At 53.6% G+C, this 26,266-nt stretch carries 24 protein-coding genes and 1 pseudogene; 19 read left to right on the forward strand and 6 right to left on the reverse strand.

The window, feature by feature from the left end:
* Window positions 1-47: 47 nt before the first annotated feature.
* The gene (gene ung, locus FDW98_RS20390) at window positions 48-737 is read right to left on the reverse strand and encodes a uracil-DNA glycosylase (protein WP_096756117.1); all 690 of its coding nucleotides are present in this window, start codon (window positions 735-737) and stop codon (window positions 48-50) included.
* 317 nt (window positions 738-1,054) lie between these two features.
* On the opposite strand from ung, the gene grcA reads away from it, so the two are divergent.
* Entirely contained in the window at window positions 1,055-1,438 is a 384-nt protein-coding gene (grcA, locus tag FDW98_RS20395; RefSeq protein WP_096756118.1) for an autonomous glycyl radical cofactor GrcA, read from the forward strand.
* A 123-nt stretch (window positions 1,439-1,561) separates the two neighbouring features.
* On the opposite strand, the gene srmB is transcribed toward grcA, so the two are convergent.
* A complete protein-coding gene (gene srmB / locus FDW98_RS20400) occupies window positions 1,562-2,890 on the reverse strand; it encodes an ATP-dependent RNA helicase SrmB (RefSeq protein ID WP_096756119.1) in 1,329 nt (442 codons plus the stop codon).
* Window positions 2,891-3,020: 130 nt separating this feature from the next.
* On the opposite strand from srmB, the gene trmN reads away from it, so the two are divergent.
* Entirely contained in the window at window positions 3,021-3,758 is a 738-nt protein-coding gene (gene trmN, locus FDW98_RS20405) for a tRNA(1)(Val) (adenine(37)-N(6))-methyltransferase TrmN (RefSeq protein WP_096756120.1), read from the forward strand.
* On the opposite strand, the gene nadB is transcribed toward trmN, so the two are convergent.
* The gene (gene nadB / locus FDW98_RS20410; protein ID WP_096756121.1) at window positions 3,743-5,365 is read right to left on the reverse strand and encodes an L-aspartate oxidase; all 1,623 of its coding nucleotides are present in this window, start codon (window positions 5,363-5,365) and stop codon (window positions 3,743-3,745) included. The genes trmN and nadB overlap by 16 nt on opposite strands.
* A 263-nt stretch (window positions 5,366-5,628) precedes the next feature.
* Between nadB and rseD the strand changes: the two genes are divergently transcribed.
* The 12 genes and pseudogenes from rseD to acpS all read left to right on the forward strand — a co-directional run bounded on the left by rseD (window position 5,629) and on the right by acpS (window position 15,235).
* The gene (gene rseD / locus FDW98_RS20415) at window positions 5,629-5,793 is read left to right on the forward strand and encodes a rpoE leader peptide RseD (RefSeq protein WP_137398945.1); all 165 of its coding nucleotides are present in this window, start codon (window positions 5,629-5,631) and stop codon (window positions 5,791-5,793) included.
* A complete protein-coding gene (gene rpoE / locus FDW98_RS20420) occupies window positions 5,790-6,365 on the forward strand; it encodes an RNA polymerase sigma factor RpoE (RefSeq protein WP_003037573.1) in 576 nt (191 codons plus the stop codon). The genes rseD and rpoE overlap by 4 nt, the downstream gene beginning before the upstream one ends.
* Before the next feature lie 31 nt (window positions 6,366-6,396).
* Window positions 6,397-7,050, forward strand: coding sequence for an anti-sigma-E factor RseA (rseA, locus tag FDW98_RS20425; protein ID WP_096756122.1), 654 nt, complete (start codon window positions 6,397-6,399; stop codon window positions 7,048-7,050).
* A complete protein-coding gene (gene rseB / locus FDW98_RS20430) occupies window positions 7,050-8,006 on the forward strand; it encodes a sigma-E factor regulatory protein RseB (RefSeq protein ID WP_096756123.1) in 957 nt (318 codons plus the stop codon). The genes rseA and rseB overlap by 1 nt, the downstream gene beginning before the upstream one ends.
* Window positions 8,003-8,467: a SoxR-reducing system protein RseC gene (gene rseC, locus FDW98_RS20435; RefSeq protein WP_096756124.1), complete on the forward strand. Its 465-nt coding sequence runs from the start codon at window positions 8,003-8,005 to the stop codon at window positions 8,465-8,467. The genes rseB and rseC overlap by 4 nt, the downstream gene beginning before the upstream one ends.
* Before the next feature lie 265 nt (window positions 8,468-8,732).
* On the forward strand, window positions 8,733-10,532 hold the full coding sequence (gene lepA, locus FDW98_RS20440; protein ID WP_096756125.1) for a translation elongation factor 4: 1,800 nt from the start codon (window positions 8,733-8,735) through the stop codon (window positions 10,530-10,532).
* 15 nt (window positions 10,533-10,547) lie between these two features.
* Window positions 10,548-11,499 (forward strand): annotated as a pseudogene (gene lepB, locus FDW98_RS20445) (signal peptidase I).
* A gap of 270 nt (window positions 11,500-11,769) precedes the next feature.
* Window positions 11,770-12,450 (forward strand): ribonuclease III, encoded by a 681-nt coding sequence (gene rnc, locus FDW98_RS20450; RefSeq protein ID WP_003037579.1) that lies wholly within the window; start codon window positions 11,770-11,772, stop codon window positions 12,448-12,450.
* Complete coding sequence (gene era / locus FDW98_RS20455; RefSeq protein ID WP_096756127.1) at window positions 12,447-13,352, forward strand: GTPase Era; 906 nt, start codon at window positions 12,447-12,449, stop codon at window positions 13,350-13,352. Before rnc ends, era begins: the two co-directional genes overlap by 4 nt.
* A 31-nt stretch (window positions 13,353-13,383) precedes the next feature.
* A complete protein-coding gene (recO, locus tag FDW98_RS20460; RefSeq protein WP_096759353.1) occupies window positions 13,384-14,112 on the forward strand; it encodes a DNA repair protein RecO in 729 nt (242 codons plus the stop codon).
* A gap of 11 nt (window positions 14,113-14,123) precedes the next feature.
* A complete protein-coding gene (gene pdxJ / locus FDW98_RS20465; RefSeq protein ID WP_096756128.1) occupies window positions 14,124-14,855 on the forward strand; it encodes a pyridoxine 5'-phosphate synthase in 732 nt (243 codons plus the stop codon).
* Entirely contained in the window at window positions 14,855-15,235 is a 381-nt protein-coding gene (gene acpS, locus FDW98_RS20470) for a holo-ACP synthase (protein WP_096756129.1), read from the forward strand. The genes pdxJ and acpS overlap by 1 nt, the downstream gene beginning before the upstream one ends.
* Here acpS and FDW98_RS20475 read toward each other — a convergent pair.
* The gene (locus FDW98_RS20475) at window positions 15,232-15,492 is read right to left on the reverse strand and encodes a YfhL family 4Fe-4S dicluster ferredoxin (protein ID WP_096756130.1); all 261 of its coding nucleotides are present in this window, start codon (window positions 15,490-15,492) and stop codon (window positions 15,232-15,234) included. The two genes, acpS and FDW98_RS20475, sit on opposite strands and share 4 nt — an antisense overlap.
* 55 nt (window positions 15,493-15,547) lie before the next feature.
* On the reverse strand, window positions 15,548-16,396 hold the full coding sequence (locus FDW98_RS20480) for a MurR/RpiR family transcriptional regulator (RefSeq protein WP_096756131.1): 849 nt from the start codon (window positions 16,394-16,396) through the stop codon (window positions 15,548-15,550).
* A 116-nt stretch (window positions 16,397-16,512) separates the two neighbouring features.
* Here FDW98_RS20480 and murQ point away from each other — a divergent pair, with 116 nt between their 5' ends.
* Genes murQ through tadA form a run of 4 tightly spaced genes read left to right on the forward strand, consistent with a single transcriptional unit; the run spans window position 16,513 to window position 19,973 of the window.
* Window positions 16,513-17,406, forward strand: coding sequence for an N-acetylmuramic acid 6-phosphate etherase (gene murQ, locus FDW98_RS20485; protein ID WP_096756132.1), 894 nt, complete (start codon window positions 16,513-16,515; stop codon window positions 17,404-17,406).
* A 9-nt stretch (window positions 17,407-17,415) separates the two neighbouring features.
* Window positions 17,416-18,780 carry a PTS transporter subunit EIIC gene (locus FDW98_RS20490; RefSeq protein ID WP_096756133.1) on the forward strand — a complete coding sequence of 455 codons (1,365 nt, stop codon included), beginning with the start codon at window positions 17,416-17,418 and terminating at the stop codon, window positions 18,778-18,780.
* A 3-nt stretch (window positions 18,781-18,783) separates the two neighbouring features.
* Window positions 18,784-19,419: a phosphatidylglycerophosphatase C gene (yfhb, locus tag FDW98_RS20495; RefSeq protein WP_096756134.1), complete on the forward strand. Its 636-nt coding sequence runs from the start codon at window positions 18,784-18,786 to the stop codon at window positions 19,417-19,419.
* A 17-nt stretch (window positions 19,420-19,436) separates the two neighbouring features.
* Complete coding sequence (gene tadA, locus FDW98_RS20500) at window positions 19,437-19,973, forward strand: tRNA adenosine(34) deaminase TadA (protein ID WP_096756135.1); 537 nt, start codon at window positions 19,437-19,439, stop codon at window positions 19,971-19,973.
* 54 nt (window positions 19,974-20,027) lie between these two features.
* On the opposite strand, the gene mltF is transcribed toward tadA, so the two are convergent.
* On the reverse strand, window positions 20,028-21,578 hold the full coding sequence (gene mltF / locus FDW98_RS20505) for a membrane-bound lytic murein transglycosylase MltF (RefSeq protein WP_096756136.1): 1,551 nt from the start codon (window positions 21,576-21,578) through the stop codon (window positions 20,028-20,030).
* Between the two features lie 268 nt (window positions 21,579-21,846).
* Here mltF and purL point away from each other — a divergent pair, with 268 nt between their 5' ends.
* Window positions 21,847-25,734 (forward strand): phosphoribosylformylglycinamidine synthase, encoded by a 3,888-nt coding sequence (gene purL / locus FDW98_RS20515; RefSeq protein ID WP_137398946.1) that lies wholly within the window; start codon window positions 21,847-21,849, stop codon window positions 25,732-25,734.
* The last annotated feature ends 532 nt before the right edge of the window (window positions 25,735-26,266 follow it).

Here is a 26,266-nt window from a genome sequence, read left to right on the forward strand (position 1 = left end):
TCAGTTGCTTAACTGACTGGCATTACAGCGAATCGCTGGCATTTTGTTTACTCGCTCTCAGCCGGCAGCACCGGCATCCAGTCGATCGGTTTTTCACCGCGTTTTTCCAGCCACTCATTTGCCAGAACAAAGTGATTGCAGCCAAAGAATCCGCGGTGTGCCGAGAGCGGAGACGGATGCGGCGCTTTCAGAATATGGTGACGCTGCGCGTCAATAATGGCCCCTTTCTTCTGCGCGTGCGCGCCCCAGAGTAAAAACACCACGCCTTCACGGTGCTCGTTAATCAGGCTAATGACTTTATCCGTAAAGGTTTCCCAGCCCAGACTGGCATGCGAATGTGCCTGTCCTGCCCGGACGGTAAGGACGGTGTTCAGTAACAGTACCCCCTGACGTGCCCAGCTTTCCAGATACCCGTGCGTGGGGCGTGTAAAGCCCGGGACCGTCGCTTCGAGTTCTTTATACATATTCAGTAATGACGGTGGAGTGGCTACGCCTGGGCGCACAGAAAACGCGAGGCCATGTGCCTGGCCGGGACCGTGGTAAGGGTCCTGTCCCAGGATGACAACTTTCACATCGCCAAGCTCGGTAAAGCGAAATGCGTTAAACACATCTTTTTGCGGCGGGTAAATCGTCATGCCTGACTGGCGTTCACCGGCGACGGTATGCAAAGTGTTAACAAAATAGGGTTGCTGTTTTTCTTCGGTCAGCACATCGTGCCAGGTTAATTCGGTAGTCATCTCGCTCTCCTGCGAATTTCATTCCCCCTAGCTTAACTGCTTCTCTCTGGGGCGCAAAATTCTCTACGATTCTCAAGGGACTACCCCTTAAAGATAGTTGAAAATTTATGTAAAAATTTTATCTACATGCATAGCGTAAGTTGATGTAAAACAATAAAATCCACCCATCACCACTTTACGTGTGTGGTTTTTGTTGATTTAAATCAAGGAATCAAGGGTGTGCGAGGGGTATATATACACTCAAGCAACAATGGTTTTACCAATTGGCCGCGCGACGGCCAACCGAAATCAAATAATTTTGCCGGGGAGGCATCAACATGATTACAGGTATCCAGATTACTAAAGCTGCAAACGACGACCTGCTGAACTCTTTCTGGCTGCTGGACAGCGAAAAAGGCGAAGCACGCTGCATCGTTGCTAAAGCAGGTTTCTCTGCTGATGAAGTCGTTGCCGTCAGCAAACTGGGCGAAATCGAATACCGCGAAGTACCGGTAGACGTACAGCCAGAAGTTCGCGTAGAAGGTGGCCAGCACCTGAACGTTAACGTTCTGCGTCGTGAAACGCTGGAAGATGCGGTTAAGCATCCGGAAAAATACCCGCAGCTGACTATTCGTGTTTCTGGTTATGCGGTGCGTTTCAACTCACTGACTCCAGAACAGCAGCGCGACGTTATTGCCCGTACCTTTACTGAGAGCCTGTAAGGCTCGCGGGGTTATACCCCGGTAATCAGATAATAAAAAAGCGGAACATGCCAGTGCATGTTCCGCTTTTTTGTCGTTGAAAGAAGGTAAAAAAATGCCGGGTTCATTAACCCGGCATACCGTTTACTCTTTGTCAGACTGCGGCGCGGCAGCTGCGCTCGGCTTGCGACGCTTGCCGATATTTTTGGCATCGCGGTGACGTTTCTTCACGCGCGGCTTCTCTTTATCTTTCTCTTTTTTCTCGGCACGTTTCGCCAGCACTTTCTTGGATGGCTTACCGTTAGACTTCTCACTTGGCGCGCGCGTTGTTGGACGCAGTTCGTCAACCACGCGCGGCTTTAGCTGCTCGTCGACATAGCGACTCGCTTTGCCGAGCAGCAGGTGGTCGTGCGCTTCTACCAGAGAAATGGCGGTACCTTTACGGCCCGCACGACCGGTACGGCCAATACGGTGCAAATAGGCATCGCCACTGCGCGGCATGTCGTAGTTAAACACGTGGCTGACATCAGGAATGTCGATACCGCGTGCCGCAACGTCGGTGGCAACCAGCACATTCACACGACCATCGGTCAGGCGTTTGATCGCTTCGTTGCGCTTGCTTTGTACCATCTCGCCTTCGAGATAGCAGTTGTTGATCCCGGCCTGGCGCAGCCAGCCAGCCAGCTCGTGCACGCGCTCGCGTTTACGCACAAAGACGATAGAACGCGTTGCTTCAGGCTGTTTTAACAGGTGAATCAGCAACGCTGTTTTGTGTTCGATATCATCGGCACGATAGTACCACTGATGGATCTTCTTACGTTCGCGGGTGGATGGATCCGCAGAAACCTCAACCGGATCTTCCAGCAGGCGCTCGGCAAAATCTTTAACCGCATTGCCTTCCAGCGTGGCAGAGAACAGCATGGTCTGCTTACGCCAGCGGGTTTCACCGGCAATATGCTCGATATCCTGCGCGAAGCCCATATCCAGCATACGGTCGGCTTCATCGAGGATCAGCGTTTCAACCGCATGGCAGTCGAAGTTCTCTTCTTTAATGTATTGCAGCAGACGTCCGGTGGTCGCGACCACGATGTCCTGATTTTCGCTGAACACTTCCATATGGTTCATGTAGGCCACGCCGCCGGTGATGGTGGCGACATCCAGATGCGTATTCTTCGCCAGTTCACGGGCGTGATCGGCAACTTGCATTGCCAGTTCACGGGTCGGCGTCAGAATTAAAACGCGTGGTGGACCTGATTTTTTGCGCGGAAAGTCGAGCAGGTGCTGCAACACTGGCAGCAAATATGCCGCCGTTTTACCGGTGCCTGTCGGCGCAGAACCGAGTACATCACGGCCATCGAGCGCAGGTGGAATGGCGGCTGCCTGAATAGCTGTCGGGCGAGTGAAACCTTTTTCCTGGAGGGCATCCAGCAGGCTTTCATCGAGTTCAAGTTCGGAAAAAGTCGTTACAGTCATGTTCTACCTCTGTGTGGGGCGCTGATTATAGACGTTACGGCTGCAATCTTCATCTGTTTGTATGGATATACCTTCTCAGGTATTGTTTTTATCCTATGTTATCGTTTTTTTTCCAGGAAGGTTGTTTTTCATGCCTCAGTCTTCATCAGTACTTCGACGTAATGGGTTTACCTTTAAACAGTTTTTTGTGGCACACGATCGTTGTGCAATGAAAGTTGGGACTGACGGAATTTTATTGGGGGCCTGGGCCCCTGTTGCAGGCGTAAAGCGGATCCTTGATATCGGCACCGGGAGTGGTTTGTTAGCACTGATGCTGGCCCAGCGTACAGATAACAGCGTCCTGATTGATGCGGTGGAGCTGGATGTTGACGCCGCGCAACAGGCAGAGGAAAACATCACGCAATCTCTGTGGGGGGAGCGTATCCGGATCCATACTGAAGATGCTCAACGGTGGATACCTCGCCAGACCGTGCGCTTTGATCTGATTATCAGTAATCCCCCTTATTATGAGCAAGGCGTGGAGTGTGGTACGCCACAGCGCGAGCAGGCACGTTATACCACGACGCTCGATCATGCGGCGCTGATAACGCTGGCGGCGGACAGTATTACAGAAGAGGGCTTTTTTTGCGTGGTACTGCCGGAGCAGATTGGTAACGCTTTTACCCAGCAGGCATTAAACATGGGATGGTATCTGCGTCTGCGTACGGATGTGGCGGAAACCGAAGCCCGGCTGCCGCATCGGGTCCTGCTGGCTTTCTCCCCGCAGGCCGGGGAGTGCTTTAGCGACAGATTAGTGATCCGTGGGCCAGACCAGCGTTACTCAGAAGGTTACACCGCGCTGACCCAGGCATTTTATCTGTTTATGTGATGGCTAAGCGGCGAAAGAATAGAAGGGCCGGATTCAGGCAACTGCTCTGGATAATCCAGCGTGAAGTGCAGGCCCCGGCTCTCTTTACGCATCATTGCGCAGCGCACAATCAGCTCGGCAACCTGCACCAAATTGCGCAGCTCCAGTAAATTGTTCGACACGCGGAAATGGGCGTAATACTCGTCGATTTCCTGTTGCAGCATCGTGATACGCCGCAGGGCTCGCTCCAGACGTTTAGTGGTGCGTACAATGCCAACGTAATCCCACATAAATAGCCGCAGTTCATGCCAGTTATGCTGGATGACAACCAGCTCATCCGGATTTTCCACCCGGCTTTCATCCCAACCCGGAAGTGTGCTTACACTACGTGCGTAGGGCATTCTACGATCAATATCTTCAGCTGCAGACCAGCCGTAGACCAGGCACTCCAGCAGTGAGTTAGACGCCATACGATTTGCACCATGCAGCCCGGTGTAGCTCACTTCGCCGATGGCATACAGACCGTCGACGTCAGTCCGGCCATAATCATCGACCATCACGCCGCCGCAGGTATAGTGCGCGGCAGGCACGATCGGCACTGGCTCTTTTGTCAGGTCGATCCCAAGACCCAGCAGCTTTTCATAAATCATCGGGAAATGCTGGCGGACAAATTCTTCGGGTTTATGGCTAATGTCGAGGAACATACAGTCAGCACCCAGACGCTTCATTTCATGATCGATAGCACGTGCGACGATATCGCGCGGTGCCAGTTCTCCACGCTCATCAAAGTCGGGCATAAAGCGTGAGCCGTCCGGGCGCTTCAGGTGGGCACCTTCGCCACGCAGCGCTTCAGTCAGCAGAAAATTGCGTGCCTGAGGGTGATACAGCGCGGTGGGGTGAAACTGATTAAATTCAAGGTTGGCGACGCGACATCCAGCGCGCCAGGCCATCGCGATTCCATCACCTGAGGAGATATCCGGATTGGTGGTGTACTGATACACCTTCGATGCGCCTCCGGTGGCCAGCACGACCGATTTTGCATGGCAGGTTTCGACGGCTTCCTTATTACGGTTCCAGATCCATGCGCCAACCACCCGGCGCGTGCCCGGTAGGCCGATTTTATCGGAGATGATCAGGTCAACGGCGTTGCTACGCTCCAGAACCTGGATATTGGGATGGTTTTGCGCCTGGCTGACCAGCGTGGTTTCAACTTCTTTGCCGGTGGCATCTGCCGCATGCAGGATGCGTCGGTGGCTATGGCCGCCTTCGCGAGTCAAGTGATAGCTCTCTTCACCGTTGGGCTGAACCTGCGTATCAAACAAGACACCTTGATCAATGAGCCACTGGACACATGTTCGTGCATTGCTGGCGACGAACTCAACCGCATGGCGATCGCACAATCCCGCGCCTGCAATCAGCGTATCCTCGACGTGAGAATCGATACTGTCGGTTTCATCGAAAACGGCGGCAATGCCGCCCTGGGCATAGAATGTAGAGCCTTCACTCACAGGCCCCTTACTCAGGACAATAACCTGGTGTTTCTCAGCCAGGCGCAGAGCCAGTGAGAGTCCGGCAGCTCCGCTGCCAATAATCAGCACATCACAGGATAATTCAGGCGTCGTATTCATGATTTTTGTTTAATTTACTAAACAGTGTTTGGTCACCATAGCACCACAATGCGCGAAACTGCACGTTTTATTTTTGAATGTGTTGCAATGGCTAAACATAAAGAAAATTCATTGCGCGGGGTAAAATATGAAAAATATTTTGTGTAGCAGGCCGTTAGCGTCAGATTAGGAGATGAAATAAAGCGCCCGTTGGGTTACTCTGCAAGCGGTTTAATGGGCATTTCTGTACAGATAGTGCGTTGATCGGGTTATGTAGACTTATAATGAGAGATAAGACCTGTCTACATCATGACAAACAAAAACAAATGCGTAACGGAACTTTACGAAACTTGAGCACTCTAAGTCGTTGCTTGCTCATATTGCAGCTGATGGAGTGGCGTTTCGAAAGCGCGTGGAAATTTGGTTTGGGGAGACTTTACCTCGGATGAGCGAGCAGTTAACGGACCAGGTCCTGGTAGAACGGGTCCAGAAGGGAGATCAGAAAGCCTTTAATTTACTGGTAGTTCGCTATCAGCATAAGGTGGCGAGTCTGGTTTCCCGCTATGTACCGTCGGGCGATGTTCCCGACGTCGTACAAGAAGCATTTATCAAGGCCTATCGTGCGCTGGACTCGTTCCGGGGAGATAGTGCTTTTTATACTTGGCTGTATCGTATCGCAGTCAATACAGCGAAGAATTACCTGGTCGCTCAGGGGCGTCGTCCACCTTCCAGTGATATAGATGCAATTGAAGCAGAAAATTACGAAAGTGGCGGTGCGCTGAAAGAAATTTCGAACCCTGAGAACTTAATGTTGTCAGAAGAACTGAGACAGATAGTTTTCCGAACTATTGAGTCCCTCCCGGAAGATTTACGCATGGCAATAACCTTGCGGGAGCTGGATGGCCTGAGCTATGAAGAGATAGCCGCTATCATGGATTGTCCGGTGGGTACGGTGCGTTCTCGTATCTTCCGAGCGAGGGAAGCTATTGATAATAAAGTTCAACCGCTTATCAGGCGTTGACGGTAGCGGGATACTGGAAAAGGTATTAGGCATGCAGAAAGAAAAACTTTCCGCTTTAATGGATGGCGAAACGCTGGATACTGAGTTACTCAAAGAGCTGACTCACGACCCGGAAATGCAAAAAACCTGGGAGAGTTATCACCTGATTCGTGATTCCATGCGAGGTGATACTGCCGACGTTCTCCATTTCGATATTTCCGACCGCGTAATGGCAGCTATCGCAGATGAGCCAGTACGTCAGACGGCGCCACTGATTCCTGAGGCCCAGCCAGCACCGCATCAGTGGCAGAAAATGCCATTCTTGAAGAAAATGCGTCCGTGGGCTGCTCAGCTCACTCAAATGGGTGTGGCTGCGTGCGTATCGCTTGCAGTTATTGTTGGTGTCCAGCACTATAATGGGCAATCTGAAACGTCCCAGCAGCCCGAAACGCCGGTATTTAATACATTACCGATGATGGGTAAAGCCAGTCCGGTGAGCTTGGGTGTACCTTCTGATGCGACGGCCAGCAGTGGCGGTCAGCAACAGCAGGTGCAGGAGCAGCGTCGTCGTATCAATGCTATGTTGCAGGATTACGAACTGCAGCGCCGACTGCACTCCGAACAGCTTCAGTTTGAGCAGGCACAAACACAGCAAGCAGCTGTACAGGTGCCAGGAATTCAAACTTTAGGAACGCAATCGCAGTAATGAAGCAACTTTGGTTTGCCATGTCACTTGTGGCTGGTAGCCTGTTCTTCTCTGTCAACGCCTCGGCCACACCTGCGTCCGGGGCGTTATTGCAGCAGATGAATCTGGCCAGCCAGTCGCTCACCTATGAGCTGTCATTCGTCAGCATCAATAAACAGGGTGTTGAATCCCTACGTTATCGCCATGCTCGCCTGGATAACCGCCCGCTTGCGCAACTGTTGCAATTGGATGGACCACGCCGGGAAGTCGTACAACGTGGAAATGAAATCAGCTATTTTGAGCCTGGGCTTGAGCCGTTCACGTTGAACGGTGATTACATCGTTGATTCTCTGCCATCCCTGATTTACACCGACTTCAAACGTCTTACACCCTACTATGATTTTATCTCGGTAGGCCGGACCCGTATTGCCGACAGGCTTTGTGAAGTGATCCGCGTCGTGGCGCGTGACGGTACCCGTTACAGCTATATCGTCTGGATGGATACCGAAACCAAGTTGCCGATGCGCGTCGATCTTCTCGACCGGGATGGTGAAACGCTGGAACAGTTCCGCGTGATCGCTTTTACCGTGAATAGCAGTGTCGGCGACAGCATGCAGACGCTGGCAAAAGCCAACCTGCCGCCGTTACTGTCCGTTCCTGTGGGTGAGAAAACCAACTTCAACTGGAGTCCATCGTGGTTGCCACAAGGATTCAGTGAAGTTTCCAGCAGCCGTCGTCCTCTGCCGACGATGGACAATATGCCGATTGAATCACGTCTTTATTCTGATGGTTTGTTCAGCTTCTCTGTGAATGTGAACCGCGCACAGCAAAACAGTGCCGATCAGCTCCTGCGTACCGGACGCCGCACGGTCAGTACCAGTGTGAGAGATAATGCCGAAATCACTATCGTCGGTGAACTTCCGCCGCAAACGGCGAAGCGCATCGCGGATAATATCAAGTTCAGGGCTGCACAATGATCAAAGAGTGGGCAACAGTTGTTTCCTGGCAAAATGGCCTGGCGACGGTCAGCTGTGACGTCAAAGCGTCGTGCAGCAGCTGTGCCTCAAGGGCAGGATGCGGAAGCCGCGTACTGAATAAACTGGGGCCGCAGACAACGCACACTATCGTGGTTCCCAGCGTTGAACCGCTGACTCCCGGCCAGAAAGTTGAATTAGGTATTGCCGAAGGCAGTCTGTTGGGCTCCGCAATGCTGGTTTATATGTCTCCGCTGGCGGGATTATTTGTTTTTGCTGCCTTATTCCAGGTGCTGTTTGGCAGCGATATCGCTGCGTTAAGCGGTGCGATACTGGGCGGTGTGGGTGGATTCCTGATTGCTCGCGGTTATTCGCGCAAACTGGCTGAACGTGAAGCCTGGCAGCCGGTGATTCTCAACGTAGCTCTCCCGCCTGACCTTCTTCGCGTCGAAACACACCAGTGATATACATGCCTGATGGCGCTGCGCTTATCAGGCCTACATGACAGTTACTACGTAGGCCAGATAAGGCACTTACGCCGTACTTCGGTAAAAGTTTCACTGACTTTGCTAAGTTGTTTCCAGTTCCCGCTATCCTTGCTCTATGAACATTTCCTCGCCTCCGCGTTGTAGTGTAGAATGCGGCGTTTCACTTAAACCGACGTTAAGCTCAGAACAGCGACTTCTCAAAGCCTGCCCAGGCAGGCGTAAGGCACAATAATTACACTATATGAAGAACATACGTAACTTTTCAATCATAGCTCACATCGACCACGGTAAATCAACGCTGTCTGACCGTATTATCCAGATCTGCGGTGGCCTGTCTGACCGTGAAATGGAAGCGCAGGTTCTCGACTCGATGGATCTTGAGCGTGAGCGCGGTATTACTATCAAAGCGCAGAGCGTGACGCTCGATTTCAAATCATCTGATGGTGAAACCTACCAGCTTAACTTTATCGACACGCCGGGCCACGTTGACTTCTCGTATGAAGTTTCGCGCTCGCTTGCCGCCTGTGAAGGCGCTCTGCTGGTGGTTGACGCCGGACAGGGTGTTGAAGCGCAAACGCTGGCTAACTGCTATACCGCCCTGGAAATGGATCTCGAGGTGGTGCCGGTACTGAACAAAATTGACCTGCCGGCTGCCGATCCTGAGCGTGTAGCGGAAGAGATCGAAGATATCGTCGGTATCGATGCGACAGATGCGGTTCGCTGCTCGGCGAAAACCGGCGTCGGCGTGACCGACGTTCTGGAACGTCTGGTGCGCGAAATTCCGCCGCCGGAAGGTGACCCGGAAGGCCCGCTGCAGGCGCTGATCATCGACTCCTGGTTCGATAACTATCTGGGTGTGGTCTCGCTGGTACGTATTAAAAACGGCACCATGCGCAAAGGCGACAAAATCAAAGTGATGAGCACCGGGCAGGTGTATAACGCTGACCGTCTGGGGATCTTCACGCCTAAGCAGGTTGACCGTACCGAACTGAAGTGCGGCGAAGTGGGTTGGCTGGTTTGTGCGATTAAAGATATTCTCGGCGCCCCGGTCGGCGATACGCTGACTCAGGCACGTAATCCGGCAGATAAAGCGCTGCCAGGATTTAAAAAGGTGAAACCGCAGGTTTACGCCGGTCTGTTCCCGGTCAGCTCTGACGATTATGAAAACTTCCGTGATGCGTTAGGTAAGCTGAGCCTGAACGATGCCTCCCTGTTCTATGAACCGGAAAGCTCTACCGCGCTGGGCTTCGGCTTCCGCTGTGGCTTCCTTGGTTTGCTGCACATGGAGATCATTCAGGAACGTCTGGAACGTGAATACGATCTGGACCTGATCACCACTGCACCTACCGTTGTTTACGAAGTTGAAACCACGGGTAAAGAGACTATCTATGTCGATAGCCCGTCCAAACTGCCGCCGCTGAACAACATCTATGAGCTGCGCGAGCCGATCGCTGAGTGTCATATGCTGCTGCCTCAGGCATATCTCGGCAACGTTATCACGCTGTGTATCGAGAAGCGTGGCGTACAGACCAACATGGTTTACCACGGTAACCAGGTGGCGCTGACCTATGAAATCCCGATGGCAGAAGTGGTGCTCGACTTCTTCGACCGCCTGAAGTCAACGTCTCGTGGCTATGCGTCACTGGACTATAACTTCAAACGCTTCCAGGCCTCTGACATGGTGCGCGTTGATGTTCTGATCAACAACGAGCGTGTTGATGCGCTGGCGCTCATTACCCACCGTGATAACTCACAGAGCCGCGGCCGTGAGCTGGTGGAAAAGATGAAAGAACTGATCCCACGCCAGCAGTTTGATATCGCGATTCAGGCAGCCATTGGTACGCACATCATTGCGCGTTCAACGGTTAAACAATTGCGTAAAAACGTTCTGGCTAAGTGCTATGGCGGTGATATTAGCCGTAAGAAAAAGCTGCTGCAGAAACAGAAAGAAGGTAAAAAACGCATGAAGCAGATCGGTAACGTCGAGCTGCCTCAGGAAGCGTTCCTCGCCATTCTGCATGTCGGTAAAGACAGCAAATAATCCTAAGGAGTTGGCATGGCGAATATGTTTGCCCTGATTCTGGTGATTGCCACACTGGTGACGGGCATTTTATGGTGCGTAGATAAATTTATCTTTGCGCCAAAACGCCGGGAGCGTCAGGCAGCGGCACAAGCACGCAACGCTGAAAAAAGTCTCCCCGAAGCCGGGCTGGCTGGAAACCGGAGCATCCGTGTTCCCGGTACTGGCGATTGTACTGGTGGTGCGTTCATTTATTTATGAGCCGTTCCAGATCCCATCGGGTTCGATGATGCCGACGCTGTTAATTGGTGATTTTATTCTGGTGGAGAAATTTGCCTACGGAATTAAAGATCCGATTTATCAGAAAACACTGATCGAAACGGGCCATCCGAAACGCGGTGATGTCGTGGTGTTTAAATACCCGGAGGATCCGCGCCTGGACTACATCAAACGCGCTGTCGGTTTACCGGGAGACAAAGTGACGTACGATCCAGTGGCGAAAGAGGTCACGATCCAGCCAGGATGCCGCTCCGGTCAGGCGTGTCAAAACGCATTGCCGGTCACGTACTCTGACGTTCAGCCGAGTGATTTCGTGCAGACGTTTGCACGTCGTAACGGTGGCGAAGCGACCAGTGGTTTCTTCGAACTTCCGCTGAGCGAAACGAAAGATAACGGTATTCGCCTGACCGAACGTAAAGAGACGCTGGGCGAGGTGACGCACCGCATTCTGACCGTGCCAATCGCGCAGGATCAGGTGGGGATGTATTACCGCCAACCGGGTCAGCAACTGGCGACCTGGATTGTTCCACCGGGACACTACTTCATGATGGGTGATAACCGCGACAACAGCGCGGACAGCCGTTACTGGGGATTTGTACCGGAAGCGAATCTGGTGGGTAAAGCGACGGGCATCTGGATGAGTTTCGACAAGCAAGAAGGTGAATGGCCGACCGGTGTTCGTTTAAGCCGTATTGGTGGTATTCATTAATTGCTGATAATCGTTCACGTTGTCGTCATAATGGCGGCAACGTGAATTATTTCTCGGATAAATTCCCGCAGACTAACGACATCCCTTGTCGTTGTGTATAGAATATTCCCCCGTAGTTTTAGGTTGGCACCGTCAGGTTGCCACGGCACACGAAACAGCGTTGATTCGTATACAAGCGCATTCAGGCGACGCCGAAACGGCTAACCGAGTGATGTATATCAGGTCTGTTTCGTGTGCTGGATTGTTGACGCATTCATTTATTGGTATCGCATGAACCCCATCGTAATTAATCGGCTTCAACGGAAGCTGGGCTACACTTTTAATCATCAGGAACTGTTGCAGCAGGCATTAACTCATCGCAGTGCCAGCAGCAAACATAACGAGCGTTTAGAATTTTTAGGCGACTCTATTTTGAGCTTTGTTATTGCCAATGCGTTGTATCATCGTTTTCCGCGTGTGGACGAAGGTGATATGAGTCGCATGCGCGCCACGCTGGTGCGCGGTAATACGCTGGCTGAATTAGCCCGTGAGTTTGATCTCGGCGAATGTTTACGTTTGGGGCCGGGCGAACTGAAAAGCGGCGGCTTCCGTCGTGAATCTATTCTGGCTGATACCGTCGAAGCACTGATCGGCGGCGTCTTCCTCGACAGTGATATTCAGACTGTTGAACAACTGATCCTTAACTGGTATCAAACCCGTCTGGATGAAATTAGTCCGGGCGACAAACAAAAAGATCCGAAAACGCGTTTGCAGGAATACTTGCAGGGTCGCCACCTGCCGCTGCCGTCTTATCTGGTAGTACAGGTCCGTGGCGAAGCGCACGATCAAGAATTTACTATCCACTGCCAGGTTAGCGGCCTGAGTGAACCGGTGGTTGGCACAGGTTCGAGCCGTCGTAAGGCTGAGCAGGCTGCCGCCGAACAGGCGTTGAAAAAACTGGAGCTGGAATGAGCGAAGAAAAAACCTATTGCGGATTTATTGCCATCGTCGGTCGCCCGAACGTTGGTAAATCCACCCTGTTGAATAATCTGCTTGGGCAGAAGATTTCCATTACCTCCCGTAAGGCGCAGACGACCCGTCACCGCATTGTCGGTATTCATACCGAAGGCGCGTATCAGGCTATTTATGTTGATACCCCGGGCCTGCACATGGAAGAAAAGCGTGCCATCAACCGCCTGATGAACAAAGCGGCCAGCAGTTCTATTGGTGACGTTGAATTGATTATTTTCGTCGTAGAGGGCACGCGCTGGACGCCGGACGACGAAATGGTGCTGAACAAACTTCGTGACGGTAAAGCTCCGGTTATCCTGGCGGTCAACAAAGTGGATAACGTCCAGGAAAAAGCCGATCTGCTGCCGCACCTGCAGTTCCTGGCAAGCCAGATGAACTTCCTCGACATCGTACCGATGTCTGCCGAAACCGGCATGAATGTCGATACCGTTGCGGGCATCGTGCGTAAGCATCTGCCGGAAGCGATTCATCACTTCCCGGAAGATTACATCACCGACCGCTCGCAGCGCTTTATGGCCTCTGAAATCATCCGTGAAAAGCTGATGCGTTTCCTCGGTGCTGAACTGCCGTATTCTGTGACCGTTGAGATTGAGCGCTTTATCCCTAACGAACGTGGCGGCTACGATATCAACGGCCTGATCCTTGTCGAACGCGAAGGGCAGAAGAAGATGGTAATTGGCAACAAAGGGGCCAAAATTAAAACCATCGGTATTGAAGCACGTAAAGACATGCAGGAAATGTTCGAAGCGCCTGTGCACCTTGAACTGTGGGTGAAAGTGAAATCTGGCTGGGCCGATGACGAACGCGCGCTGCGCAGTCTCGGTTACGGCGACGACGTCTAAACCCTTCCTCTGAAAGACGACGAGTATTATGATGGATGGATGGCAACGCGCATTTGTCCTGCATAGTCGCCCCTGGAGCGAAACCAGTTTAGTGCTGGACGTTTTCACGGAAGAGTCGGGTCGCGTGCGCCTTGTGGCTAAAGGCGCACGTTCCAAACGTTCCAATCTGAAAGGCGCACTCCAGCCTTTTACCCCATTATTACTTCGCTTTGGTGGACGTGGTGAGGTCAAAACCCTACGTAGCGCTGAAGCCGTATCTCTGGCACTCCCGCTTAGCGGAATCACGCTGTACAGCGGTCTGTATATCAACGAACTCATTTCTCGCGTGCTTGAGTACGAGACCCGCTTTTCTGAACTCTTTTTCGATTACCTGAACTGTATCCAGGCGTTGGCAGGCACATCCGGTTCACCAGAGCCCGCCCTGCGTCGCTTTGAGCTGGCGTTGCTCGGTCATCTGGGCTACGGCGTGGATTTTGCCCACTGTGCGGGCAGCGGTGAGCCGGTGGACGACACCATGACCTATCGCTATCGGGAAGAAAAAGGGTTTATCGCCAGCATCGTTATTGATAACAACACCTTTACCGGACGCCATCTCAAAGCACTTGCATCGCGTGAATTTCCGGATGCCGATACGTTACGTGCCGCGAAACGCTTTACCCGCATGGCGTTAAAGCCGTATCTTGGTGGTAAGCCGTTAAAAAGCCGGGAACTGTTCCGGCAATTTTTGCCAAAACGCGCAGTAAAAACAAATAATGATTAACGAGGATTGTCATGGCCGAATTACTGTTAGGCGTCAACATTGACCACATTGCCACTTTACGTAACGCACGCGGCACCGCATACCCGGACCCGGTTCAGGCGGCATTTATCGTTGAGCAAGCGGGGGCGGATGGGATCACCGTTCATCTGCGTGAAGACCGTCGTCATATTACTGACAGAGACGTGCGAATTCTGCGTCAAACGCTGGATACACGTATGAATCTGGAAATGGCGGTGACGGAAGAGATGCTGGCCATCGCGGTTGAAACCAAGCCGCATTTCTGCTGCCTGGTGCCGGAAAAACGTCAGGAAGTCACCACTGAAGGCGGCTTGGATGTGGCGGGTCAACGCGACAAAATGCGTGATGCCTGCAAGCGTCTGGCGGATGCGGGGATCCTGGTCTCGCTGTTTATCGATGCCGATGAAGAACAAATTAAAGCGGCTGCTGATGTTGGCGCGCCGTATATTGAAATTCACACCGGCTGCTATGCTGATGCGAAAACCGATGCTGAACAGGCCAGCGAACTGGCACGTATCGCCAAAGCTGCGACCTTTGCTGCCAGCCTGGGTCTGAAGGTGAACGCCGGTCACGGCCTGACTTACCATAACGTCAAAGCTATTGCGCGGATCCCGGAAATGCACGAGCTGAACATTGGTCATGCGATCATCGGACGTGCGGTGATGAGCGGTCTGAAAGACGCCGTAGTGGAAATGAAACGTCTAATGCTGGAAGCGCGTGGCTAATGGCGATTCTGGGATTAGGCACGGACATCGTGGAGATTGCGCGCATTGAAGCGGTGATCTCCCGTTCCGGCGATCGGCTGGCCAGACGCGTCCTCAGCGACAACGAATGGACCATTTGGGAAACGCATCAGCAGCCGGTGCGTTTTCTGGCGAAGCGTTTTGCGGCAAAAGAGGCGGCGGCAAAAGCCTTTGGCACCGGCATTCGTAACGGGCTGGCATTTAATCAGTTCGAAGTGTTCAACGATGAACTCGGCAAGCCGCGTTTGCGGTTATGGGGAGAGGCGTTAAAACTGGCGGAGAAGCTCGGTGTTATGCATATGCACGTGACGCTGGCCGATGAACGTCACTATGCCTGCGCCACGGTCATTATTGAGAGTTAAAGCTTGTCTGCGTGATGCATTAACACAAACTTATCCCACAGCTGTTCTTCTGTTTCGATATGTGCCGGATCTTTCAAAATAGTATTGGGGATCGGGCACACCTTTTGACAGGTTGGCGTGTCGTAATGACCTACGCATTCCGTACACTTGTCGCTGTTAATCTCGTAAATGCTGTCACCCATTGAAATGGCCTCATTCGGGCATTCGGGTTCGCACATATCGCAATTGATACACTTTTTAGTGATTAACAGGGCCATCAGGAAACTCTCAAAACATCACAAATCGGGCGGGCATTATACGCGCATTCTTTGCTCAAACCAGTTTTTTTACCAGCGCTTCGCTGTGGCGGATCCGCTCCGGGGCATGTTCGAGATCTTGCTGCACCAGCGCCATAAACAGTAAATCAGTCAACATCATTTGCGCATGCGTTGATGAAATTGCGGCACTGCGCGTGGCCTGTTCTTCGGCAATGGTGTACAGGCAACGGGTGGCTCGCTGCTGCAGGGCATTGGGAGTAAAGCCAGTGATGGCGAGGATTTTTGCCCCGGTGCGTAATGTTTCATCCGCGGCCAGATTGAGTTCACGTCGCTCTCCGCTATACGAAATGGCCAGCAGGAGATCGTTTGAATCCAGCGCCTGTACGGTCGCCAGCAGGGCATGCATATCGCGTTCAACGACCGCATTAAATCCTATCTTCAATAGCTTCCAGGCAAAATTTTGCGCCACCAGGCCCGAGGCGCCAATGCCGGTGAGGATAATGCGTCGGGCTGTGCGCAGCATCGTGACGCTTTCCATCAGTTTGTCTTCGCTATTGACGTCCAGCGTGGCATGCATCGCTGCCACGTTCTCCTTAATTAGCTTCTCACCTACCAGTCGCATAGGATCGTCACCGCGGATCTGATTGTGCACCGGAACCGAATGCGGATTGGGATTGCTGGCCAGCGCTTCGCTGATCGCCAATTTGAGGGCCGGGAAGCCTTTAAAGCCCATTTTCTGCGCGAACTTCACGACGCTGGACTGGCTAACGCCCGCTTCAAAAGCTAGCTGCTGAGAGCTGAGATGACGCACATTATCTGGTTGCGTAAGAAGATAATCCGCAAGCTTTTTATCGCTTTGTGCGAGGTCAGGGTAACGCTGACGAATGCGAATCAAACAGTTCATGCTGTCTCCTGGCGAAAACGTGATGGCGATTACAAAACAACATTTCACTCGCCTGAGTGAATATAATATTCCATTATGACGGATTATTATGAATTAAAAATTCCTAAGGAACAAAAATGAATCTCGGTGCGTTAGTGTCAGAAACCCGCAATCCACAAACGATGGATCTCGATGCGGTATCCACGCTTGAGCTGGTACATCGTTTTAATCAACAGGATACGCTGGTAGCGGAAGCAGTAAAAGCGGCACTGTCTGAAGTTGCGCATGCGGTTGATGCGGCTGCGCAGGCACTTAAAGCAGGCGGGCGGATTATTTACATGGGGGCAGGGACCAGCGGACGTCTCGGCGTGCTGGATGCCTCAGAATGTCCGCCGACTTTTGGTGTACCGCACGGATTAGTGGTCGGGCTGATTGCCGGTGGGCTAGGGGCTTTATTAAAAGCGGTTGAAGGCGCAGAAGATAACTCGCAGCTTGGGGAAGATGACCTGCGGGCGCTGAATCTGACCGCGCAGGATCTGGTTGTCGGTCTGGCGGCATCGGGTCGGACACCGTATGTGATTGGCGGCCTGAAATATGCGCATGCGGTGGGCTGTACGACGGTCGCGATTTCCTGTAATCCGGACTCACCTATTGCCCGTGAAGCGGATATCGCCATCTCCGTGGTGGTTGGTCCGGAGGCGCTGACCGGTTCAACCCGTCTGAAGTCGGGCACCGCGCAGAAACTGGTGCTAAATATGATTTCCACCGGTGCGATGGTGAAGTTTGGCAAGGTGTATCAGAACCTGATGGTGGATATGAAAGCGACCAACGCCAAGCTGGTCGATCGGGCCTGCCGGATGGTGGTGGAAGCCACCGGCATTTCGCGCGAAGACGCTGAAACGTTACTGAAGCAGACCGATTTTGACGTTAAGCCCGCCATTCTGATGGCGCTGACCGGGCTGGACGCGACGGCAGCCAGGGCAAAACTCTCCGCTCACCAGGGTTTTTTACGCGCGGCGTTAGAACACTAAGAGGTACATATGGACAAAACGGCGGCGCTTGCCAGCGATATTCTGCTGGGGGTTGGCGGAGAAAAAAATATTCTGCGCCTGGAAAACTGTATGACCCGCGTCAGGGTAGAAGTCCAGGATGACGACCAACTGGATATTCCCCGGCTGAAGCAGCTGCCCGGCGTCAGCGGCTATGTGAAGCAGGGGGCGCAGCATCAGATTATTGTCGGTCCCGGTAAGGCCGCCAAAGTGGTGGATGCCATGCGTTCTCTGATTGCCGATGACGGCGAACGTCCGCATGCACACGACATTGAACGCACAAAATCTCAGGTGAAAGCGAAGTACAAAGCGCCAATGAGCGATGCGCTGCGTAAACTGGCAAACGTCTTTATTCCGCTGATCCCGGCGTTTATCGCCTCCGGTTTGATTACCGGTATTATCAACATCCTCAAGCGCCCTGATATTGTGGGCGACTTTGCCACCCATTATCCCAATATGCTGGGGCTGTTAGGTATTTTCGGCAGCGCCGTTTTTGCCATCATGAATATTCTGGTGGGGGTGAATACGGCCAAAGTGTTTGGGGGTTCGCTGGCAATGGGCGGCGTAATGGCCGGCATTCTCTCCAGCCCACAGCTAGCGCAAATTACCCTGTTTGGCGAGGCGCTACAGCCCGGGCGTGGCGGGGTGATTGCGGTGCTGCTGGTGGTGGCGTTAATGTGCTGGATAGAGCGCAAATTCCGCGAGGTGTTGCCGGAATCGCTGGAGTTAATCCTTAATCCGTTGCTGACCACCCTGATTACCGGGACGGTTGCGATTGTGGCGCTACAACCGCTCGGTGGCTGGATCTCCGAGTCCATTGCCCACGGCGCCTCCTGGGCGATTGATCGCGGCGGTTTCCTGGTCGGCGCGGTGCTGGCGGGAACGTTTCTGCCGCTGGTGCTCACCGGACTCCATCAGGGGCTGGTGCCGATTCACGTGGAACTGGTGCAGGCGCATGGCTATAACGCGCTATTTCCCATCCTGGCGATGGCCGGGGTCGGTCAGATTGGCGCCGCAATTGCTGTTCTGATGAAAACCCGTAACGCACGACTGAAAAAAGTGATCAAAGGCGCGCTGCCGGTCGGGTTACTGGGCATTGGCGAGCCGTTGATTTTTGGCGTAACTCTGCCGCTGGGTAAACCGTTTATCGGCGCTTGCCTCGGTGGTGCGGTCGGTGGGGCGCTGATCAGCTACTGGAAAGTGGCGACGGTTATCACCTTTGGTATCTCGGGATTACCGCTGGCGCTGACGATTGTTGCCGGAAAAGTGATGTTCTATCTGTTAGGCTATCTGGTAGCGGTTATCGCCGGGTTCTTGTTTACCTGGCTATTGGGGTTCAACGATCCAGAGGACTAAGGTTTGACCAATCACGAGCGTCGCGTTGTTTTTTTTGATTTGGACGGTACGTTACACCAGCAGGATATGTTCGGTAGTTTTCTGCGTTATCTGCTGCGCCGCCAACCGTTGAATGCGCTGCTTGTACTGCCGCTGTTACCGATTATCGCGGTGGCGATGTTGATCAAAGGGCGCGCCGCCCGTTGGCCAATGAGTTTGCTCCTGTGGGGATGCACTTTTGGTCGGCGAGAAGCACGCCTTAAAGCCCACCAAGCTGATTTTGTGCGTTGGTTTCGCCACCACGTGACGGCGTTTCCGCTGGTGCAGCAGCGTCTGACCACCTATCTGTTAAGCTCTGATGCGGATATTTGGCTGATCACCGGTTCCCCGCAGTCGCTGGTCGAGCAGGTTTACTTCGACACCCCGTGGCTGCCTCGGGTGAATCTTATCGCCAGTCAAATGGCGCGCGGTTACGGTGGCTGGGTGCTGCCTTTACGCTGCCTCGGCCATGAGAAAGTCACCCAACTGGAACGCCAGATTGGCGCCCCGCTGGCGCTGTATAGCGGCTACAGCGACAGTAAGCAGGACAATCCGCTGCTCTCGTTCTGCCAGCATCGTTGGCGCGTCACGCCGCGTGGAGAGCTGCAGCAACTCGAATAGAGTAAACGATAGCGTCTGTGTATAATGCGCCCGCTTTGATTACTGGAGTTCTGCCTTTGTCTGATGTTGAATTTAGCCACGAATACTGGATGCGTCATGCGTTAACGCTAGCAAAGCGCGCCTGGGATGAGCGTGAGGTTCCGGTGGGCGCGGTTCTGGTGCATAACAATCGTGTGATTGGCGAAGGCTGGAATCGGCCGATTGGTCATCACGATCCCACCGCTCATGCTGAAATCATGGCGCTGCGTCAGGGCGGGCTGGTCCTGCAAAATTACCGTTTACTGGATGCCACACTGTACGTCACCCTTGAGCCATGCGTAATGTGTGCGGGTGCAATGGTACACAGCCGTATCGGTCGGGTGGTATTTGGTGCGCGTGATGCGAAAACGGGGGCCGCAGGTTCGTTAATGGATGTACTGCATCATCCGGGCATGAATCACCGGGTTGAGGTGACAGAAGGCATATTGCGTGATGAATGCGCCACGCTGCTCAGTGACTTCTTCCGTATGCGTCGTCAGGAAATTAAAGCCCTGAAAAAGTCCGCCACGGAGTGATGCAGCGGTAGGCCGGATAAGGCTTTTAAGCCGCCATCCGGCATGGGTATGCTACTACTTTTCCTCCTTCTTCTGCGGGGAAAACAGCAGTGAAGGGGTGTGCGTCAGATAGTTCGACGAGGTTTGCGAGAGAAACGCTGAGAGCGGAAATTTCTCTTTCCCTAACAACTCTGCGGGCGAAACCGCCGGATAATCCTGCGCCAGTTGCTGCGTTTCGAACGCCTGCTTTTCTTTCTCCTGCAGATATCCCACCAGACTTATCTGATACTTACGGATATTCTCTACGTAGGCATAGGCTTCGTGGCCGCGTGCATAGCCATAGGTCAGTTTTTTGTACCAGGGTTTTTGGCTGAGCAGCGGCAAGCGCTGTTTTACGTCGGCCCAACTGTCCGGGTTACCTTTGGTTTTTACCGTCAGCGCGCGGGCATCCAGCATATGCGCATACCCCATATTATAGGCGGCAAGCGCAAACCAGATCCGTTCGCCCTCGGGGACGGTATCCGGAACTTTACTCATCATATCTTGCAGATAGCGAGCGCCCCCGCTGATGCTTTGCTCGGCGTCGGTTCGGTCCGTTAATCCCAGACTCTGGGCAGTATTTTTGGTCAGCATCATCAGACCACGTACGCCGGTCGGCGAGGTGGCCTGTGCATCCCAGTGCGATTCCTGATAAGAGATGGCCGCCAGCAATCGCCAGTCTATCTCTTGCGCATATTTCTCAAACAGCGGTTTGAGATCCGGCAATACGCTATCGACCGCCCGTAAGAACGTACGGGTATCGACATAGTCAAAATCATTGCCATGCCCGAGATATTTTTCTTCCAGCCGCGCCAGTAACCCGTCTTCATTGATGGTGTTAAAGAAATCCAGCAGGGCGGCGGAAAGTGTATTGTCATCGTCCAGCGGGCTAAACCAGGTCACAGGTTGTTCGTCAGAGACATCCAGTGCGACGGCCAGTTCAGGGTGTACGCGCTGATACAGACTGATCGCTACGGAATCGGCAATGGTGTAGTCCAGCTTGCCGTTGATGACATCATCGAGGAGTTCCGTGGTGCCCTTTTTATCATCGACTTTCCAGCTCAGCTCAGGAAATTTTGTTTCTTTCAGGTGTTGCAGGTCATTCACCACCACGTGCCCGGGGGCGATAGTCAACTGTTTATCTGTCACGCTGGCCAGGGTGCGTGGACGATATTGCCCGACCCGATACACCAGTTGCTGGGAAACCGAGTAGTAGGTGGGGCCTGGCTGGTAATTTTTGACCCGTTCGCTGTTATAGACCAGACCGGCTGCGAGCAGATCGGCCTTGCCGTTGTCGAGGTCGTCAAAAAGCTGGCTGATGTTCTGGCGCACGGTGATTTTTAACTTCACGCCTAAATAGCGGGCAAACTGTTGGGTCAGCTCATAATCCAGCCCGAAGCGTTTCCCGGTAAGGGTGGAATGCGTTAACGGAGAGTCAATAGTACTGACGCGCAGCTCTCCCCGCGATTGAATGGCGGCGATACGATTGTCGGCTTTACCGAACCAGGGAATGGATGGCCACAAGGCCGCTGCCAGCAGCAACGTCAAAATGCCGATAAACAGATAATTAATCTTTAATTTTTTCAATTAGTTAATTCTCTGAACCGTGCGTTGTTTCAGTCTGCTATGGTCGTGATTAGGAAGTGAATTCATCATCAATGAGCGGCATTTTGCTTAAACTTGCGTCAGTTGGCAACTCCTTCAGCAGGGGAGCAGCATTTGAGGATAACTGACGGTTGTGATTTTATTTCGACGCAAACGGTTTCGTCGGCGCGGCAGATTCTTTATAATGACGCCCGTTTCCCCCCTTGCGCACACTTATAAGCGCCTCAGGCGCTTCGAAGACGAGAGACTTATGATGGAAATTCTGCGTGGTTCGCCTGCACTGTCTGCATTCCGTATTAACAAATTGCTGGCGCGTTTTCAGGCGGCCAATCTTCAGGTTCACACTATTTACGCCGAGTATGTCCATTTTGCTGACCTGAATGCCCCGTTAAACGAGGATGAGCATGCGCAACTTGCACGCTTGTTGCAATACGGTCCGAGTCTCAGCAGCCACGTCCCTGAGGGCAAGCTGCTGCTGGTTACGCCTCGCCCGGGAACCATCTCCCCCTGGTCTTCTAAAGCGACTGATATTGCCCATAACTGTGGCTTGCAACAGATTAGCCGTCTGGAACGTGGTGTTGCCTGGTATGTTGAAGCCTCCACGCTGAGCGCAGAACAATGGCAGGAAGTGGCTGCCGCGCTGCACGACCGCATGATGGAAACGGTTTTCTCTGCGCTGGACGATGCACAAGTGTTGTTTGCTCATCACCAGCCGGCGCCGGTTTCCAGCGTTGACCTGCTGGGTGCAGGTCGCCAGGCGCTGATCGACGCGAACCTGCGTTTGGGTCTGGCGCTGGCAGACGATGAAATCGACTATTTACAGGATGCGTTTATCAAACTGGGACGCAACCCGAACGACATCGAGCTGTACATGTTTGCGCAGGCCAACTCTGAGCACTGCCGCCATAAAATTTTTAACGCCGACTGGGTAATCGACGGTAAACCGCAGCCGAAGTCGCTGTTCAAGATGATTAAAAACACCTTCGAAACCACGCCGGATCACGTCTTGTCTGCCTATAAAGACAACGCGGCAGTGATGGAAGGCTCTGAGGTCGGGCGCTACTTCGCCGATCATCAAACCGGTCGTTATGATTTCCATCAGGAGCCTGCGCATATCCTGATGAAGGTCGAAACCCACAACCACCCGACCGCTATCTCTCCATGGCCGGGCGCAGCAACTGGCTCCGGCGGTGAAATCCGCGACGAGGGTGCGACCGGGCGTGGCGCGAAGCCGAAAGCTGGGCTGGTGGGTTTCTCCGTGTCCAACCTGCGTATTCCGGGCTTTGAACAGCCGTGGGAAGAAGATTTCGGCAAGCCGGATCGGATCGTTACCGCACTGGATATCATGACCGACGGCCCGCTGGGCGGCGCGGCGTTTAATAACGAATTCGGTCGCCCGGCGTTGACCGGCTATTTCCGTACCTATGAAGAAAAAGTGAATAGCCACAACGGCGAAGAGCTGCGCGGCTATCACAAACCCATCATGCTGGTCGGTGGGATCGGCAACATTCGCGCCGATCACGTGCAGAAAGGCGAGATCGTCGTCGGTGCGAAACTGATCGTCCTCGGCGGTCCGGCAATGAACATCGGGCTTGGCGGCGGGGCGGCGTCTTCAATGGCCTCCGGCCAGTCCGATGCCGATCTGGATTTTGCTTCCGTACAGCGCGACAACCCAGAAATGGAACGTCGTTGCCAGGAAGTGATCGACCGCTGCTGGCAGATGGGGGATGCGAACCCGATTCTGTTCATCCACGACGTGGGTGCGGGCGGTCTGTCTAATGCGATGCCTGAGCTGGTCAGTGACGGCGGACGCGGCGGTAAGTTTGAGCTGCGCGATATCTTAAGTGATGAGCCAGGCATGAGCCCGCTGGAGATCTGGTGTAACGAATCTCAGGAGCGTTACGTCCTGGCGGTTGCTGCAGATCAGTTGCCCCTGTTTGACGAACTGTGTAAGCGCGAGCGCGCACCGTACGCGGTAATCGGTGAGGCCACCGAAGAGCAACATCTTTCGATGAATGACCGTCATTTCGATAATCAGCCGATCGACCTGCCGCTCGATGTGCTGCTGGGCAAAACACCAAAAATGACCCGCGATGTGCAAACGCTGAAAGCGAAGGGCGATCAGCTTGCGCGTGAGCAGATTACGCTGGCCGATGCGGTCAACCGCGTGCTGCACCTGCCTGCCGTCGCAGAAAAAACGTTCCTCGTAACCATCGGCGACCGTACCGTCACCGGCATGGTAGCGCGCGACCAAATGGTCGGGCCGTGGCAGATCCCGGTGGCGAACTGCGCAGTGACCACCGCCAGCCTGGATAGCTATTATGGTGAAGCGATGTCTCTCGGTGAGCGTGCGCCGGTTGCGCTGCTGGACTTCTCTGCCTCTGCCCGTCTGGCAGTGGGTGAAGCGCTGACCAACATTGCGGCGACGCAGATTGGCGATATCAAGCGTATCAAGCTTTCCGCAAACTGGATGGCGGCAGCCGGCCACCCTGGCGAAGATGCCGGGTTGTACGAAGCGGTCAAAGCGGTAGGGGAAGAGCTATGCCCGGCGCTTGGCCTGACTATCCCGGTGGGTAAAGACTCCATGTCGATGAAAACCCGCTGGCAGGAAGGCAACGAACAGCGCGAAATGACCTCGCCGCTGTCGCTGGTGATCACCGCGTTTGCCCGTGTGGAAGATGTTCGTCACACCATCACCCCTGAACTCTCAACCGAAGACAACGCCCTGCTGCTGATTGACCTCGGTCTGGGTCATAACGCGTTGGGTGCGACTGCCCTGGCGCAGGTCTATCGCCAACTGGGCGACAAACCGGCGGATGTCCGCAACGTTGCGCAGTTGAAAGGCTTTTATGATGCCATGCAGGCGCTGGTTGCTGCACGTAAGCTGTTGGCCTACCACGACCGTTCTGACGGTGGTCTGCTGGTGACGCTGGCGGAAATGGCCTTTACCGGTCACTGCGGTATTCAGGCGGATATCAGCACGCTCGGCGATGACCGCCTGGCGGCACTGTTTAACGAAGAGTTAGGCGCGGTGATTCAGGTTCGCGCTGCGGATCGTGAGGCGGTAGAAGCGCTGCTGGCACAGCATGGCCTCGGCGACTGCGTTCACTATGTTGGCCAGGCTGAAGCCAGCGACCGTTTTGTGATTACAGCCAACGGTCAGACGGTGTTCAGCGAAAGCCGCTCCACGTTGCGTATGTGGTGGGCAGAAACCACCTGGCAGATGCAGCGTCTGCGCGACAACCCGGAATGTGCCGATCAGGAGCATGACGCCAAAGCCAACGATGCCGATCCTGGTCTTAACGTAAAACTGTCGTTTGATATCAACGAAGACGTTGCAGCCCCGTACATCGCCACCGGCGCACGCCCCAAAGTGGCCGTGCTGCGCGAGCAGGGTGTTAACTCTCACGTTGAAATGGCTGCGGCATTCCACCGTGCGGGCTTTGACGCCATTGACGTTCACATGAGCGATCTGCTGGGCGGGCGCATTGGTCTGGGGAATTTCCAGGCGCTGGTAGCCTGTGGCGGCTTCTCTTACGGTGACGTATTAGGTGCCGGTGAAGGTTGGGCGAAATCCATTCTGTTCAACAACCGCGTGCGTGATGAGTTTGAAACTTTCTTCCATCGCCCGCAGACGCTGGCGCTCGGGGTGTGTAACGGCTGTCAGATGATGTCTAATCTGCGTGAACTGATCCCGGGTAGCGACCTGTGGCCACGTTTTGTGCGTAACCACTCCGATCGCTTTGAAGCGCGCTTTAGCCTGGTAGAAGTAACGCAAAGCCCGTCGCTGCTGCTGCAGGGTATGGTGGGTTCCATGATGCCGATTGCCGTTTCTCACGGTGAAGGGCGTGTGGAAGTCCGTGATGATGCGCATTTGGCGGCACTGGAAAGCAAAGGTTTGGTGGCGCTACGTTTCGTCGACAACTTTGGTAAAGTCACCGAAACCTATCCGGCTAACCCGAACGGTTCGCCAAACGGGATCACGGCGGTGACCACCGAAAATGGCCGCGTAACGATCATGATGCCGCATCCGGAACGTGTGTTCCGCACGGTGAGCAACTCCTGGCACCCGGAAAACTGGGGCGAGGACAGCCCGTGGATGCGCATCTTCCGTAACGCGCGTAAACAACTCGGCTAACGCGACCGTGTGATGTTCCAGGCCCCTCCACGTGAGGGGCTTTTTTATGTTGTAGGCTGGATAAGGCGTTTACGCCGCCATCCGGCAATGTGCGCGATACTGCCTGATGGCGCTGCGCTTATCAGGCCTACGGGGAAGAGCGGTTGTAGGCCGGATAAGGCGTTTACGCCGTCATCCGGCAATAAACTCAGTGCTTGCGCCGCAAAAGTAAAGTGTCGGGTAATCCCGACATCGAAGGTAGGGTGGTGTCGTCAAAAAGAGACATTTAATTATTTGATTTATAAGATGTTTGTTTTTGAGTGCTATAGGTGTTGCTGATTGGCGACACATGGCGCAAAAAGCAGCCAATACCATTCATCGAACAAATTAGTATATTTTGTATATTTATCATTGTGTTAATATAATGTTTTGAATATTGGCACGCTTGCTGCATAATACTAAGCAGTGGCTCATTCACCTTCTTATGTCAGCCCCTTCGGGACGCGCTACATAAACTTCGAATGACGCACAACAAGGTGCCTGCCGTCCAACT

Origin of the sequence: Citrobacter sp. wls711 (genome assembly GCF_005281055.1) — a bacterium.
GTDB classification, from domain to species: domain Bacteria; phylum Pseudomonadota; class Gammaproteobacteria; order Enterobacterales; family Enterobacteriaceae; genus Citrobacter; species Citrobacter gillenii.

Excerpts from the sequence above, each read along its gene's own strand:
- ung (WP_096756117.1), bottom strand. The coding sequence starts at position 737 with ATGACTACCGAATTAACCTGGCACGATGTGCTGACCGAAGAAAAACAG.
- rseD (WP_137398945.1), top strand. The coding sequence starts at position 5,629 with ATGAGAGATAAGACCTGTCTACATCATGACAAACAAAAACAAATGCGT.
- srmB (WP_096756119.1), bottom strand. The coding sequence starts at position 2,890 with ATGACTGTAACGACTTTTTCCGAACTTGAACTCGATGAAAGCCTGCTG.
- FDW98_RS20480 (WP_096756131.1), bottom strand. The coding sequence starts at position 16,396 with ATGAACTGTTTGATTCGCATTCGTCAGCGTTACCCTGACCTCGCACAA.
- rpoE (WP_003037573.1), top strand. The coding sequence starts at position 5,790 with ATGAGCGAGCAGTTAACGGACCAGGTCCTGGTAGAACGGGTCCAGAAG.
- purL (WP_137398946.1), top strand. The coding sequence starts at position 21,847 with ATGATGGAAATTCTGCGTGGTTCGCCTGCACTGTCTGCATTCCGTATT.
- murQ (WP_096756132.1), top strand. The coding sequence starts at position 16,513 with ATGAATCTCGGTGCGTTAGTGTCAGAAACCCGCAATCCACAAACGATG.
- rnc (WP_003037579.1), top strand. The coding sequence starts at position 11,770 with ATGAACCCCATCGTAATTAATCGGCTTCAACGGAAGCTGGGCTACACT.
- trmN (WP_096756120.1), top strand. The coding sequence starts at position 3,021 with ATGCCTCAGTCTTCATCAGTACTTCGACGTAATGGGTTTACCTTTAAA.
- rseB (WP_096756123.1), top strand. The coding sequence starts at position 7,050 with ATGAAGCAACTTTGGTTTGCCATGTCACTTGTGGCTGGTAGCCTGTTC.
- era (WP_096756127.1), top strand. The coding sequence starts at position 12,447 with ATGAGCGAAGAAAAAACCTATTGCGGATTTATTGCCATCGTCGGTCGC.
- rseA (WP_096756122.1), top strand. The coding sequence starts at position 6,397 with ATGCAGAAAGAAAAACTTTCCGCTTTAATGGATGGCGAAACGCTGGAT.
- grcA (WP_096756118.1), top strand. The coding sequence starts at position 1,055 with ATGATTACAGGTATCCAGATTACTAAAGCTGCAAACGACGACCTGCTG.
- FDW98_RS20490 (WP_096756133.1), top strand. The coding sequence starts at position 17,416 with ATGGACAAAACGGCGGCGCTTGCCAGCGATATTCTGCTGGGGGTTGGC.
- lepA (WP_096756125.1), top strand. The coding sequence starts at position 8,733 with ATGAAGAACATACGTAACTTTTCAATCATAGCTCACATCGACCACGGT.
- acpS (WP_096756129.1), top strand. The coding sequence starts at position 14,855 with ATGGCGATTCTGGGATTAGGCACGGACATCGTGGAGATTGCGCGCATT.
- rseC (WP_096756124.1), top strand. The coding sequence starts at position 8,003 with ATGATCAAAGAGTGGGCAACAGTTGTTTCCTGGCAAAATGGCCTGGCG.
- FDW98_RS20475 (WP_096756130.1), bottom strand. The coding sequence starts at position 15,492 with ATGGCCCTGTTAATCACTAAAAAGTGTATCAATTGCGATATGTGCGAA.
- nadB (WP_096756121.1), bottom strand. The coding sequence starts at position 5,365 with ATGAATACGACGCCTGAATTATCCTGTGATGTGCTGATTATTGGCAGC.
- pdxJ (WP_096756128.1), top strand. The coding sequence starts at position 14,124 with ATGGCCGAATTACTGTTAGGCGTCAACATTGACCACATTGCCACTTTA.
- recO (WP_096759353.1), top strand. The coding sequence starts at position 13,384 with ATGGATGGATGGCAACGCGCATTTGTCCTGCATAGTCGCCCCTGGAGC.